Genomic DNA, 13,373 nt, shown 5'->3' with positions numbered 1-13,373 from the left:
CTCCTTACTAACAGCACAGAAGGCAACTATTGTTTCTATCAAAGCCAAAAATAAATCACAACCATCAATACAAAACTAATTTAACAAGCACCACTTTTGTTGAACACGACCCAAATTGTTTTAAATATCAAAAATAAATCGTAAGATATAGACCACTTACGCTGATAGTCTAAATCCATTTTGACTATATCTTCAAAATCTTTGATGCCCGAACGTCCGTTAACTTGCCATTCTCCGGTCATTCCGGGCTTGACTCGCAATCTTTCCCAGTGATGTGGTTGATATTTAATTACCTCATCGGGAGTTGGTGGACGAGTTCCTACTAAACTCATTTCACCTTTTAGTACGTTCCAAAATTGAGGTAGTTCATCTAAACTGGTACGACGCAAAAATTTACCCACGCGGGTTATACGTGGATCTTCTGTACATTTGAATATATGACCGCTGGCTTCGTTCTTGACTAAATGTTTGAGTTTGTCGGCATCTTTAATCATGGAACGAAATTTCCATATACGGAAAGCCTTTCCATTATGACCGCAGCGAATTTGGCTGTAAAACACGGGGCCGGGATTATCCAATAAACTGACAATTGCGACTGGAATCGCGATCGCAGCAGTTATCATCAATCCAACAATTGCCCCTACTATGTCAATCAATCTTTTAGCGATACTTGTTTGCGAAGGATGAGTCAATTGATAACTCAAACCAAATGATTCGGGCGGACTCATTAAAACCAAGTCTAGATTCTTAGCACGTTCTGGTGCAGAAGTAATGTTGAAAACCATGTTTACGTACTATTACTTATTTTCAAGGATTCTCAGTGCTAATATAAATAACTTCTTTGCGTAAGTGTAAGTAAAAAAGCCAAATTCACACAATCTTCTAATCACATCCCATAATTATAAAATTTACGTATTTTTTATAATTTTTGTACGCAAAATATGTAAGGCAGTTAAGAGTTGGGAATTGGGAATCGGGCATGGGGCATGGGTAATTGGTAATTGGTAATTGGTAATGATTATTTATTCTCCCCCTCTAAAAAAGTTTCCTTATCTCTCCATCTCCCCCGAACCCCCGAACCCTTACTCCCTGACTCCCACGGCAAAATTAACAGTATAGGGTTCTTCCAAAGACTGATGGGCGCTGGCTTTGATTGCGTCAAGGTAATTGCGTAAATGCTGCAATTGTCGTAGGTTGGGACGGTAGGAAAGACTTCCTTGTTTGTCAAATAATGGCGATGCGCTAATTGATTTGTAGTTGGAGTTTTGTACGGAACTTTTGTTTAGCCACTGCATATCTTGACTGCTTGGTACTAAACCTGGTGGTATTTCTCCTTCTAAAAAGGCTAATAAACGTTGCTGACAACTGCGAGTGTTGATGCCACGGGATTCAAATAGCCCGATTACTTCACCGAAGGTGGTGGCTTTTTCTGGTATTAATCGCAGTAATTCGGTAAATAAGAAATAATCGGTGTATTGTTGTCTGGGAATTTCCAATACTAAAGGATGTAGCGGCAGCAGGCATAATCCTTGTGCAACGCGGGAAGTTGCGGGAGTGCCGTTTTCTCCGAGATATTTTTCTTGAATAATTTTGGCGCTGGGAAGTTTTTGCTGTAGCCAACGACTAATTGCATTTATGGATGAAACTCCACCGCTAAGAATAATTTGATTGATGGCTTCTGTGGGTATACCGCGTGCTACTAATAGTTTATTTAGTTCGCGGTTGATGCGGCGCACAAACGGGACAAATACTTGAGATTCTAAATCTCTTCGCTGCAATTCCCATCTTTGATCAGCTAGTTCGATCAGGAAAGATTCTTGGTGCTGCAAAATTAATTTTAGGGCGATCGCTGCATCTAATAGGGCTTTACCCAAAGGTGAGCTTTCGAGTCTTTGCTGTAAGCGAATGCGTTGACTGATATCCGGTTCGCCAGCACGAGGTAGTTCTAATTGTTCTAATTCTAAGCTGGAAAAACGTACTTTATCTAAGCCGGGAATATTTGGTTTCCAATGTAAGGGATTATTGTCAATATTCGGCTCTTCGGATTGAGAGTTACGAGATTTGCGCCATTTTTCGGGTAGCAGTAATTGAGTGATTATGTCTTGTTCCATTGCTTTTCCACCGCAGGTAAAGCCGTGGAGCATGAACTCATTGTGTGATAAATCTAGCAAGTCTTCAGGTATATCTACTAATGTCATTTCGGTGGCACTGGCTCCGATATTGATGACTAAAGTATTGCCTGTAAGATGGCGATCGCTCGTGATTACGGGAGCGTAATTTTCGTTTTGTACTAGTTTAACTATTTCACCGTTAGCACCTTCAAGTTCCCCTAGTAAGCTGGCTATAGCTTCCTCGACAAAAAAGACTTGCTGGGGATGTTCTACTAATTGAGAAATAAGTAATGATTCTCGGATATTAAAGCGATATTGTTCTGACCACTCGGAAGGGCAAGTACAAATTATACCGGCTATGTTATTAATGATGTTGCTAAATTGCTCTTTTTCAATACGGATTGCAGTAGCGGTTAATCCCAAAGTGGTGCTATTAGAATCAGATTTTAAAGTTAATAGCAATTTTGAAAGGGAACGTATAATCCAGACTAAGGGAACTGCGGAGAATTCGTTAAGTTGCAGTATTGGTTCCCATTTTTGACGTACTTCGCTTGAAGCCGTTTCTGAAATGCTTTTGTAAGGAAGGGAAATTGGTAAATATGGTTTTAAATATGCTGAATAAATATTTTGTTCGGCACAATCCCCTTTATCTTGGCTAATAGAAGTTTTAGGAAGATAAACTTCAGCAGGTAAACGGAAATTTCGATTTTGAGAATTTGTTTGGGATTGGTTTTCCTGTGCCCAGTAAATCGGATGTATTTCTGTTGTGGAACGATTTAACAATGCAGCGGAAATCCCGGTGGTGCCTATATCTAGTCCCAAATACCAAACGGTATGGCTGGAGTTTATGGAAGGAATTTCGGTACTGGTAACATATGAAGAATTATCTTGCGAGTTTTCTTCGTCTGGAGCAATAGTTTTTTCGGTTTGGGGGAGTGAATCTAAGGTACTAGTTTCGGTAGTCGCTTCAGTAATCGCTTCTTCATTTTTATCTGGTTGACGAAGGGAAGTAGCCCGAAGGCTAATTTCCTTTAACTGTGGTTGATCTGAAGTTGGTTGAATAACGGCTTCTGGTGTCGTAGCTTCTTGTTCTGCTGGAGCCGCAACTTCTTGCTGTACTTCGGGTGTAGCGGTTTCTTGTTCAGAGGGCGCTTCAACTGGTGTAACAATTTCTTCCGATGCTACTTCTGTTGCTGCTTCTTCTTCAAACAAAAGTTCTGTAAGTGTTGTAACTGTATCTTCACTTGCAGCTTGTGTTTTCCGTTTATAGGTTTTTGCAGCAGCTTGATTTAACTGTGGTGGATTTTGTGTAGATTCAATAGTAGATTCACTATCGGCGGCTGAATCTTTATTATCACCATTCCAAGGATCTGTTATTGGCGATCGCTCTTCTGTTGATGACTCGCGAACATATTCAAAAACTACTTCTGATGAAACAACTTCTTTTTCTTCTTCTATGGGTGTTTGTAGTAACTGCGAATCAATTTCTGTGGATGTGTCAGCAGATGTGGCAAGATTTTCCACGTCAATTGCTTGAGTTATAACTTGCTGTGGAGGTTGAGGATTGGAGGTAGTAGTCCGATCGCTATCGAATAAGCTAGCGTAAAGTTCATCAACTTCGTCTTCATTGTCTGAAAAAATATCTGCTGGTAATTCTTCCTGAGATGTTGATTTTTTCAACTCAGTCAATACTGCTTGCATTTTTTCGGGAGAATCAAAAGCATCTTCTTCGACTAGTTCTTTTTTTTCTGTTTCTTGTTTTTCTTCTCTTTCTTGTTCTCTTTTTTCTGGAAACTCTACTTCTAAATGATTGTCCGGTTCTAATAGTTGATTGCTTGCTTCACTTAACTCTTCGCTGACAGAATTATCCGGTTCTAATAGTTGATTGCTTGCTTCACTTAAATCTTCGCTGACAGAATCTTCTTCAAGTTGGGAAATAATTTTTTCTAAATCAAAGGTACTAGAAGAATCATCTGAACTCTGTTGAGCTTGAGAGAATTCAATATTATCAATAGTTTCGTCGGGAGTAACTAAATTATCGTTAGTATCTTGATTGTATTCAACATTTTTAATTTTATCGCTTTCAACAGGTTGAAAATCTTGTTTTAATTGACTATTAGTTTGATTATTAATTTGAGTTGATTCAACACTTTGAGCATCAATAGTCTCGACGGTGATGTCATCTGTTGCTTGCTTGATGAATTCCGCTGAGTTAATTTGAGCAGGTGAGAGATTAGCAACATTCTTAATAAAACTTTCTAGTAGCTGCTCTCCTTGTACTCCCTTATAATGCATTCTTGATAATGCTTGGGATAAGGAATCATGATAAGCGTGAATGTTGCGCTGTAATCCTTCAAAAACAACATTTACCGTACCATCTAAAGCGACCAAACGTTGGTCTAAATCGTTGGTTAATTTTGTTAAATTTTCTACCCGCCCAGAATCTACTCGATCGCTAGAAGCAGGGAGAGCCTTCCTAATCGTGGTATCAGCACTACCATCAAACGATGATACAGAATTTCCGACTACAATATTATCTTGCAAGCGACTTTGTAGCACCTGCATGAATTCGGAAATTATTTTCTCTTGAGAAGCCAACTGTTGCGCTAGAGAATAATCATGTAGTCGCTTTTTTTCCAAGTCACGGATTTCGCTAACCAAATTGGCTCTTTCTTCATATAAAGTTTTTAATTCTAATTTAAGCGGCTGTATTAACTCAGAAAGCAGATTATCAGTTGATTGTGGCTGTTGTAAGTCTTCACTATTGTGTCCTTCCTCCATGAATTTTGCTACCAAAGGAGGTATTTGTGCTTGTGAAGAACTATTGGCACTACCTTCGCTTTCATTTGCGAGGAAATCCCGAACCCGTTGTAAAACTTCACGTGGTTCTTCTTGAGAAGAAATCACCCCCCACAACCGCTTACCTTTGTGAGCAAGTAATTTATCAATATCTGCAATCATACTTTGGATTTGGTTTGCGCGGGGAGTCACGTTAATTTTCCTTTTTGTGAACTTTACAGGTGTAATGACGAACGTAGCACTGCAAAACGTTAGTGAATCCAATCAATTTACAACTACTAGCCCGATATGATCTATCAGGTAGGCTTTCTTGTTTGTCAAGAGAATAATACGAATATGGTTATGTTCATCTAAGTATAGTAATAACAACTAAGCTGTCGCGATATTACGCCCAAACATTTAAAAATTAAAGGTTAGCAAAAATCATTTAAGTTGAGTATTATTAACCGAGTAAGTACGCAGTAGGGGACAAGGGGATATTCTAAAAGTAGCCAGTAGCGAGTCGCGAATATTTGTTTATACCCGAAGCCTATGACAATCAATATCAAAGGTATTTTCTTAACTCCTAACTCTTAACTCCTAACTCCTAATTATTCGCTATTCCTCATTCCCCTGATTTACTTTGATAGCTTGGGCCACAAACTGATAGTTTAAAAAGTAATTTGTATTACAAATAATATAAAAATGTCCTAATGGAAGACAGGTATAGCTTGCATCCCTCCGTCAAAGATATTACACTCTCAACTCTTTTTTTTGAAGGGCTACCGAAAAATGCCATCAAATTAGCTTTGAGTAATCTTGTTAGTCGTTCTCACCCAGCCAATCAAGTAATTTTGCTGGAAAATGACTGGGGAGGTTCCGTATATTTTATTTTAGAAGGCTGGGTCAAAATTCGTACTTACAATTTAGAAGGTAAAGAATTAACGTTAAATATTCTTGGTAGAGGGGAATTATTTGGTGAAATGGCTGCATTAGATGAAGTACCTCGCTCTACCGATGTCATCACTTTAACTTCTACAGAAATCGGTAGTTTACCATCACAAGATTTTCTTAAGTTACTTAACACCGAACCTTTAGCGGGAGTTCGATTAGCACAGTTAATGGCACGCCGCTTGCGACAAGTTAACCGACGTTTGCGATTGCGCGAATCGGATTCAGCTTCTCGCGTAGCTGACACTTTGTTATTTTTAGCAGAAGGACAAGGAATACAAAATACCACGGGTGTGGAAATTCCCAATCTACCCCATCGAGAGATAAGTAGTTTGAGCGGATTGGCAAGAGAAACTGTAACTAGAGTATTAACTAAGTTAGAAAAGAAAAAATTGATCAAACGCAATGGGGAGGTTATTTGTATTCCTGATGTATCAGCGTTAGAAAAGATGATAGCTTAACGAATTACAGAGCGCGTTTTTCACATGGATATTCTTAGTTCTTCGTCAGATGATAAAGGAGGAAACAATTCTTTTAACTCCAAAAAACCCAACTCCGAATCGGACAATCCTACCCAAAACCAACATTTAGCGAAACCTCAACTTCAAACCGATGCGCCATTAAAAATGGTAGAAACGGCATTTTTGGCAAGTACCGCTAGTTTGATTTGGTTTATTAATTTTTATTTCCCTTTGGGTTTATTAAAAGTATTCTTCCCCATACCCATTGCTTTAGTCTACCTCCGCTGGAATAGCAGAGCAGCATGGATGTCAGCATTAACCTCTGGTTTGCTGCTATTGGTATTAATGGGACCTACTAGGAGTATGCTATTTGTAATGCCCTATGCTTTTATGGGAGTACTTTTAGGTGCAACATGGCACCGCCGCGTTCCCTGGATTGTTTCCATGAGTCTGGCTACCCTTCTAGGCACAATAGGTGTATTTTTTAGGTTATTCTTACTATCCTTACTCTCAGGTGAAGACCTATGGATTTACCTAATTAATCAAGTAACCAACTTTTTAGAATGGTTGTTTGTCAACTTAGGAATCCTCACAACTCCCAACCCCTTCCTAATTCAAATAGGAGCCATTGGCTTAATATTGCTCAACAACTTTATCTATTTATTCGTAGTACACATAGCAGCATGGTTATTATTAGACCGTTTAGGCAACCCCATACCCCGTCCACCCCAGTGGGTACAGGTTTTGATGGATTATGAGTAATGGGTAATGGGTAATAGGAGAGGGGGAGAGGGGGGAGAAAAAACTTGCTACTCTTACCAATTACCAATTACCAATTACCTAATACAATGCTTCGCATACATACAAACATTGCTCAAGGTGAAACTTGGGTTTCTAAGTATAAAGGTAAAAAACCTGCATTTGCTTGCGTTTTAGGTTTTACCGAAACAGCTTTGATTCCTGGAATTTCTGCGGCTGGCAGTACTCCAGAGGATCGAAAATATACGGCTTTGGCTGATGCTGAGTTTTTATACTATGGAGCAGATAAAAGAGGGCAATATCCTTTACCTCCACTGATTGCTGGTGCTTCCCCAGTGTTTATTACTCGCGCTGTAGTGGAGGAACTAAAGATTCCAGTTTACTTGTTTAATGCAGGTTTGCCCGAAGCGCCAACTGTTCCAACTATCGATCTTGAAGGTGTAGCGGCTAAATGCTTAAGTCAAGGTGCGGCGATGGATTTAGCTACGGTACGGCATTTGTTCGAGCAAGGCTTGATTTGGGGTGAAAAACTTTCTCGTAACAAGGAAAATGATTATTTAGTTATAGGTGAGTGCGTTGTTGGTGGAACTACTACTGCTCTAGCAATTCTAAGTGGTTTGGGTATTGCCGCTCAAGGCATGGTTAATAGTTCTCATCCCGTTTGCAATCACGCACAAAAATGGGAAATTGTCCAAGCAGGATTGGGGAAGATGAGGGGATGGGGAGATGGGGAGATGGGGAGATGGGGAGATGGGGGGACAAGGGGACAAGGGGACAAGGGGACAAGGAGATGGGGAGATGGTGAATCCACTTTCGTGGGTCGTCTCCCTCCGTTGAGAGAAGTGGTGTTAGCGAAGCGTCTCCGGAGGAGATACCTGAAAGGGGAGATGGGGAGACAAGAGCAAATCCAAAATCCAAAAGAAACGCATCCGTTGTTAAAATCCAAAATCCGTCTTGGAAAGTTTGCTGGGACGGAAACCGACCCCAGCAACTTTCCGCAAAATCGAATAGATCCGCTGCGGTTAGTTGCTGCTGTGGGAGATCCGATGCAGGTTGCTGTGGCTGGAATGGCGATCGCCGCAAGTCGTGATGGGGGTGTGTTACTTGCTGGCGGTACGCAAATGCTGGCTGTATTTGCTTTGGCTAGTGCAATCTGCGAATTTTATAATCTGTCGTGGCAACCGTCACAAGTAGTTGTGGGTACTACTCGCTGGGTTGCAGATGATTCTAGTGGCAAAACCGTAGAATTAGCCCAGCAGATAGGTAGAAAAGGCGCTATAGAACCTTCTCTATTTTCCACTGAGCTATCTTTTGATAATTCTCGTTATTTTCAGTTACAAGCTTACGAACAAGGTTTTGTTAAGGAGGGTATGGGTGCTGGAGGTGCTTGCATTGCTGCCTATTTAAGCGAAAATTGGCAGCAGCACCAATTATTAAAGGCAATTGAAGCCCAATTAGACCGTTATTGGCAAGCTTAATTTTTTTTTAGTTACCAAAAACAGTGTCAGCAGCAGCCGATACTAAGTTAGTTCGGGTAAGTTCTTATTTACTTAGTTTGCTTAAGAATTAATTCTTTTGAGTAATAATTGCTCTTCTAAGGCGGCAATGCGATTGTATGCTGCTGTTAATTGTGCTGTAAGCCGCTGAATCTGAATATCTGGCGTTAAATATTTATCTCCTGCTTCAAAAGTTCCATCTAGATAAACGTCATCTACTAATACATCTTTGTGTTCCAGTTCGGAATTTAAACCAATCGAATTCTTTAGTTGATATTCTCCTAAATCGCCAACTGTTTGATTCTTGTCTTGACTCTGACAAGCCGCTGCTAAATGACAATCTGTTAAAGCTTGAGAAACTTTACCATCTAGCTGCTCAACCACTTGGTAAAGTTTGTCAAGCTTACTACTCAGGCTCGACACTTGATGGTTTAACTGCTCCATTTCATACCCTCGTCTAATATGTCTCTCTATATTATTCTTTCTACGACTAAACTTAACTATACTTATGATTTATTTAACGTTCAAGCTTTTATTTTTCAACTCTATACTTAACTCATTCATGAGCAATAAATCTAAACAATCACTTATAGCAGTTACTCAAGTTAACTTGTAAAAAAATTACGATAATACTTATGACTTGATAATCTAAAATTAGGAGCAAAAAAAGATTGACTACAACCGATATACATCAATAGTTTTCAGCAAATCTAAAGAAAAGTTTAATTTAGAAGAGCTAGTAATTATAAGAGACTTTTTGCAACAGTGATTTATTTATATAAGCTAGATATATTATGGCTTTTAGCAGTTTTACCTTCGAGTTTGGTCGATTGTTTGATTGCTAATCCTAAAAAGGTAAAATTTGGTATGTACTAACGATTTTGATAACTATAATTATCCGAGAATAGAGATAAATTATTCAGAACTAAAGATAGAGCTTGATTGAGCTTACCGCGAGTAACTGGGCAAATTTTTACAGAGTATGATGTTAAAAAACCGATATAGATATAAATTTAATTTTTCAATATCTAAAGATTGTACTAACTATAAGAAAAATAAATCAATATATATAGCAGGATAGGTATTAAAAACTCACCTATGATAATTAATTCTATTGTTCCCAGCTAGCCGAACATATCAGTTACAATCGGCAAAAGCGGTTCTCACAATATACAAAAAGCACTAAAACTGATAAGTATGCACAGACGCTCATTTTTGTTCGGTACATCTACACTTTTTATTTCGCAACTGCTTGTAGGGTGTAATGCGAACATACAGCCCCAATTAACAGTACAGGTACTCAAAGGTTCTATTCCAGGAAGAATACTTAAAGGATTTGAGAATCAACTTCAGAAAAAATTGTCGCAAAAAGTACAGTTAAAATTCTCGCCAGTAGTACAGTTACAGGAATTATTCAAGCGATTGAAAAGCTTGAAGAAAAACAAAACAGCAACAAATAAACCTGAAGGCTTTGATATCAGGCGATTGTTTGGCAAATCTCAACCAAAAAATATTGATTTAGTTACTTTAGGAGATTTCTGGTTAAAAGATGCAATTGAAGGCGAGCTTATTCAACCGTTGTCTCGCGAAAAGCTAGAAAATTGGTCTAAATTATCTCCTAAATGGCAAGAATTGGTAACGCGCAATGATCGAGGTTTAGTAGATAAACAAGGGAATATTTGGGCGGCACCTTATCGTTGGGGTAGTACAGTAATAATTTATCGTCGCGATAAGTTAGAAACATTTGATTGGAAATTGCAAGATTGGAGCGATTTGTGGCGAGAGGAATTAAAAGGCAAGATTTCTTTAGTTAATCAGCCACGGGAAGTTGTTGGTTTAACGTTAAAAAAATTAGGAAAATCTTACAACACCGAGAATTTAAACCAGATTGCATCTTTAGAAGAAGAATTACAAAAGTTAAATCAGCAGGTAAAATTTTATAATTCAGCTAGCTATATCGAACCGTTAATTCTTGGGGATACCTGGTTAGCAGTAGGTTGGTCAAATGATATTGTTTCTTTACTTTCCCGTTATCCGCAACTTAGCATAATTGTTCCAAATTCCGGAACTGCACTTTGGGCAGATTTATGGGTACAGCCCAAAGGCAACGAGAAAGAAGATTTATCAAGTAAGTGGATTGATTATTGCTGGGAACCAAAGATAGCAAAACAAATCGCTTTACTTACCAAAGCTAATTCTCCTATTTCTACAGATATAACAAAAATAACAGCATCTGAAATTCCCCAACCATTACAAAATCTATTATTACCAAATCCTGATATTTTTAATAAAAGTGAATTTTTAATTCCTTTATCAAAAACAACAACCGAGCAGTATGATTCGTTTTTTAATAAAATGAAAAGTAGTTAGGTAATGGGGAATGGGGCATTAGGCATTGGATAGTTATCAATTGTTAATTGATAATTGTTACAAAAGACCTGTAGCATTCATATCTATACTGCACAAAGGTGTTTTAAGATTTAAGTTACAGGTATAAGTTGCTAAAGGTTCTTTTTCATAATTAAAAACGCGAATATTGTAACCGTAAGTTCGTGCTTCGGTGCCCAAAAGATTAACAAACTTATAACGTTCTAAATAATCTAATACGTTCCAAATTTGTTCGTTGACAATTAAATCTACTCTTCCCGCTTGAGCATTATTAGCGGGGTATGCTATCCAGTTATCTAAAAGTTTATTTTCAGATTGTTCCTGCGCCCACCATAAACTAGGAACGGTTAACTGTTTTTGATAAATAGTATCCGCAGTAATTATATTGTCTCTAGGATTAATTAACAAATCTAATTCCAAAGGTTCTTGAGAAGGTGCAGGAATCCGAGAATCTCGTGCTTGAACAAATTGAACGGGAAATATTGAAAGTGTAGTAATACAGATACTAAAAAGTATTGAAAGTTGGCGCATGATAGTTTATTAATTTGCTAATAAATAACTAAAAATATATTGACTTGCTTTTTATATTAGAGTGTTCCCTTGTAATTATAATCTTAAAATATTATTTTTACGAGTATAGGAATTAAGTTAAAATCTGATTGATTTATTGAATGAATAAGTAGCAGGTCATGCTTATACTAACGATAATGATAAAACTACGTATCCATAAGGGATGCAGTTTACGCGCTAGATAAACACTACTGTAAGCACCAATAATTGCACCTACAGCCATAATTATTGCTTCAAACCAAAAGATTTTACCAGCAAAAGTAAAGTGAATAATAGCTGCCGCATTAATACAGGTTGCTAACCAACTTTTATAAGCATTCAAAGTGTGAATATTTTGCAAACCCGTAAAATTCAAGAGAGCTAACATCAAGATTCCGCTACCACCACCAAAATAACCTCCATAAGTTGCAATTAATAACTGTAAAGGTAAAATAATCGTTAATGGTAAGCTAATTTGTCCGGGATTTTGATTGCGTTTATTTAACCATTTGATTAATGGCTGACTGAAAATAAATAAAAGCGTTGCTATCAGCATCAAATATGGAACCAAAGCGGAAAATTTAGCTTGTGATGTATGTAAAAGCAGATAAGAACCAAAAATTCCTCCCATCACGCTGACACAACTTAGTAATAGTAACAAGTGCCGTTTGCTCGAAAATTCCCGACGATAAGCCACAGTACTAGCAACAGTGCCAAACCAAAGTGCTGCTGCATTAGTAGCATTAGCATTAATAGCAGGAATTCCCGATATTAAAAGCGCGGGAAAAGCAATCAAACCGCCACCACCAGCTACACCATTCACGATTCCTGCAAGCAATGATGCGGTGAATAAGAAAAATATTGATTCCACGATCGAATTTTAGATTTTGGATTTTAGATTAAAAATTGTAGAGACGTAGCACTGCTACGTCTCTTAGGAGGGAGGCATTATCAATTCCTAATGCTCTATTTTTTAATTGCTTTAACCTGAATTCTTCGATAATCTGCAAACCAATTTCCTTCTTGATATAACTTTAGTTTTAACTGCTTCTCTACATCGTTAATTACCTGAATTATTTCTTCTTCCGATAACCCTTTAAAGAAAGCTCCACAAAACATTTTTATCCAATTTGCCAAACCAGCATCTTTGTCTTGTAATAAAGATAGACGATAAAATAACTGGCTGTAGGTAACTTCAAAGCCTTGTTTTTCTAATTTTGAAGCATATTCGCCGATGCTGGGAAAGTACCAAGGATTTAGTTTTGATGGATTATCAAAACCAATTTTTTCTAATGCTACGTACAAAGCTTTAACAATTGATTCTACGTTTCCTTTTCCACCAAATTCTGCAATAAAACGTCCGTCAATTTTAAGCGATTTATTAATACTACTAATTACAGCATCCGCTTCTGGGATCCAATGTAATGTAGCGTTGGAAAATACAGCATCTACGGATTGGGATAACTGAAAATTCTTGGCATCGGCAAGTTTAAACTGTAATTGAGGATAATTTTGTTGTGCTTGCTCAATCATTTCATCTGAGCTATCAATTCCGATTACTTCAGCACCAGCTTCTGCTATTTTCGCTGTTAATTGCCCTGTACCGCATCCTAAATCTAAAATGCGCTCGTTTGGCTGTGGGTTAAGAAATAAGAGTAAATTTTCGCCGTAATGCCAAACAAAAGCGTGTTTTTCTTGGTAGAGCGAACTATTCCAATCTTGATTGGATGTTGATGTTTGATTCATTTAGATTATATTACTTGTTTACAAATGGACGGGCAGAGATGCCCATCCCACAAGAGTGTTAGGAAATAGCCAGATATTTGATTTGAATAAATACCGCTATATTTATTACTCTAAGGAAGGCTTGAAATTATGTC

10 protein-coding genes are annotated in these 13,373 nt (G+C 37.9%); 4 read left to right on the top strand and 6 right to left on the bottom strand.

Features of this window, described 5'->3' with window-relative positions:
* Positions 1 to 80 precede the first annotated feature (80 nt).
* Positions 81 to 728 carry a sugar transferase gene (locus ACM03V_RS00665; RefSeq protein WP_414618972.1) on the bottom strand — a complete coding sequence of 216 codons (648 nt, stop codon included), beginning with the start codon at positions 726 to 728 and terminating at the stop codon, positions 81 to 83.
* Between the two features lie 354 nt (positions 729 to 1,082).
* On the bottom strand, positions 1,083 to 5,072 hold the full coding sequence (locus tag ACM03V_RS00660) for a hypothetical protein (RefSeq protein ID WP_414618815.1): 3,990 nt from the start codon (positions 5,070 to 5,072) through the stop codon (positions 1,083 to 1,085).
* 530 nt (positions 5,073 to 5,602) lie between these two features.
* Between ACM03V_RS00660 and ACM03V_RS00655 the strand changes: the two genes are divergently transcribed.
* The 3 genes from ACM03V_RS00655 to ACM03V_RS00645 all read left to right on the top strand — a co-directional run bounded on the left by ACM03V_RS00655 (position 5,603) and on the right by ACM03V_RS00645 (position 8,538).
* Positions 5,603 to 6,301: a Crp/Fnr family transcriptional regulator gene (locus tag ACM03V_RS00655; RefSeq protein WP_414618814.1), complete on the top strand. Its 699-nt coding sequence runs from the start codon at positions 5,603 to 5,605 to the stop codon at positions 6,299 to 6,301.
* A gap of 24 nt (positions 6,302 to 6,325) precedes the next feature.
* Positions 6,326 to 7,063 carry a DUF2232 domain-containing protein gene (locus ACM03V_RS00650; protein ID WP_414618813.1) on the top strand — a complete coding sequence of 246 codons (738 nt, stop codon included), beginning with the start codon at positions 6,326 to 6,328 and terminating at the stop codon, positions 7,061 to 7,063.
* Between the two features lie 86 nt (positions 7,064 to 7,149).
* A complete protein-coding gene (locus ACM03V_RS00645) occupies positions 7,150 to 8,538 on the top strand; it encodes a TIGR00303 family protein (RefSeq protein ID WP_414618812.1) in 1,389 nt (462 codons plus the stop codon).
* Positions 8,539 to 8,619: 81 nt separating this feature from the next.
* Here the strand turns inward: ACM03V_RS00645 and ACM03V_RS00640 are convergent, their stop codons facing one another.
* On the bottom strand, positions 8,620 to 9,000 hold the full coding sequence (locus ACM03V_RS00640; protein ID WP_414618811.1) for a hypothetical protein: 381 nt from the start codon (positions 8,998 to 9,000) through the stop codon (positions 8,620 to 8,622).
* A gap of 753 nt (positions 9,001 to 9,753) precedes the next feature.
* Between ACM03V_RS00640 and ACM03V_RS00635 the strand changes: the two genes are divergently transcribed.
* Positions 9,754 to 10,926 (top strand): extracellular solute-binding protein, encoded by a 1,173-nt coding sequence (locus ACM03V_RS00635; RefSeq protein WP_414618810.1) that lies wholly within the window; start codon positions 9,754 to 9,756, stop codon positions 10,924 to 10,926.
* A gap of 57 nt (positions 10,927 to 10,983) precedes the next feature.
* On the opposite strand, the gene ACM03V_RS00630 is transcribed toward ACM03V_RS00635, so the two are convergent.
* The 3 genes from ACM03V_RS00630 to ACM03V_RS00620 form a co-directional block, all read right to left on the bottom strand.
* Positions 10,984 to 11,475, bottom strand: coding sequence for a hypothetical protein (locus ACM03V_RS00630; protein ID WP_414618809.1), 492 nt, complete (start codon positions 11,473 to 11,475; stop codon positions 10,984 to 10,986).
* A 133-nt stretch (positions 11,476 to 11,608) separates the two neighbouring features.
* The gene (locus tag ACM03V_RS00625; protein ID WP_414618808.1) at positions 11,609 to 12,364 is read right to left on the bottom strand and encodes a sulfite exporter TauE/SafE family protein; all 756 of its coding nucleotides are present in this window, start codon (positions 12,362 to 12,364) and stop codon (positions 11,609 to 11,611) included.
* A 95-nt stretch (positions 12,365 to 12,459) separates the two neighbouring features.
* Positions 12,460 to 13,239 carry a class I SAM-dependent methyltransferase gene (locus ACM03V_RS00620; protein WP_414618807.1) on the bottom strand — a complete coding sequence of 260 codons (780 nt, stop codon included), beginning with the start codon at positions 13,237 to 13,239 and terminating at the stop codon, positions 12,460 to 12,462.
* Positions 13,240 to 13,373: the final 134 nt, after the last annotated feature.

It is taken from the genome of Calothrix sp. CCY 0018, assembly GCF_963920925.1.
Classification (GTDB): Bacteria; Cyanobacteriota; Cyanobacteriia; order Cyanobacteriales; family Nostocaceae; genus Rivularia.
This window is presented reverse-complemented; position numbering and strand designations above follow the sequence as displayed.

What these genes read in the sequence shown, in the direction of transcription:
- ACM03V_RS00665 (WP_414618972.1), bottom strand. Translation starts at nt 728, where the DNA reads ATGAGTCCGCCCGAATCATTTGGTTTGAGTTATCAATTGACTCATCCT.
- ACM03V_RS00660 (WP_414618815.1), bottom strand. Translation starts at nt 5,072, where the DNA reads ATGATTGCAGATATTGATAAATTACTTGCTCACAAAGGTAAGCGGTTG.
- ACM03V_RS00655 (WP_414618814.1), top strand. Translation starts at nt 5,603, where the DNA reads ATGGAAGACAGGTATAGCTTGCATCCCTCCGTCAAAGATATTACACTC.
- ACM03V_RS00650 (WP_414618813.1), top strand. Translation starts at nt 6,326, where the DNA reads ATGGATATTCTTAGTTCTTCGTCAGATGATAAAGGAGGAAACAATTCT.
- ACM03V_RS00645 (WP_414618812.1), top strand. Translation starts at nt 7,150, where the DNA reads ATGCTTCGCATACATACAAACATTGCTCAAGGTGAAACTTGGGTTTCT.
- ACM03V_RS00640 (WP_414618811.1), bottom strand. Translation starts at nt 9,000, where the DNA reads ATGGAGCAGTTAAACCATCAAGTGTCGAGCCTGAGTAGTAAGCTTGAC.
- ACM03V_RS00635 (WP_414618810.1), top strand. Translation starts at nt 9,754, where the DNA reads ATGCACAGACGCTCATTTTTGTTCGGTACATCTACACTTTTTATTTCG.
- ACM03V_RS00630 (WP_414618809.1), bottom strand. Translation starts at nt 11,475, where the DNA reads ATGCGCCAACTTTCAATACTTTTTAGTATCTGTATTACTACACTTTCA.
- ACM03V_RS00620 (WP_414618807.1), bottom strand. Translation starts at nt 13,239, where the DNA reads ATGAATCAAACATCAACATCCAATCAAGATTGGAATAGTTCGCTCTAC.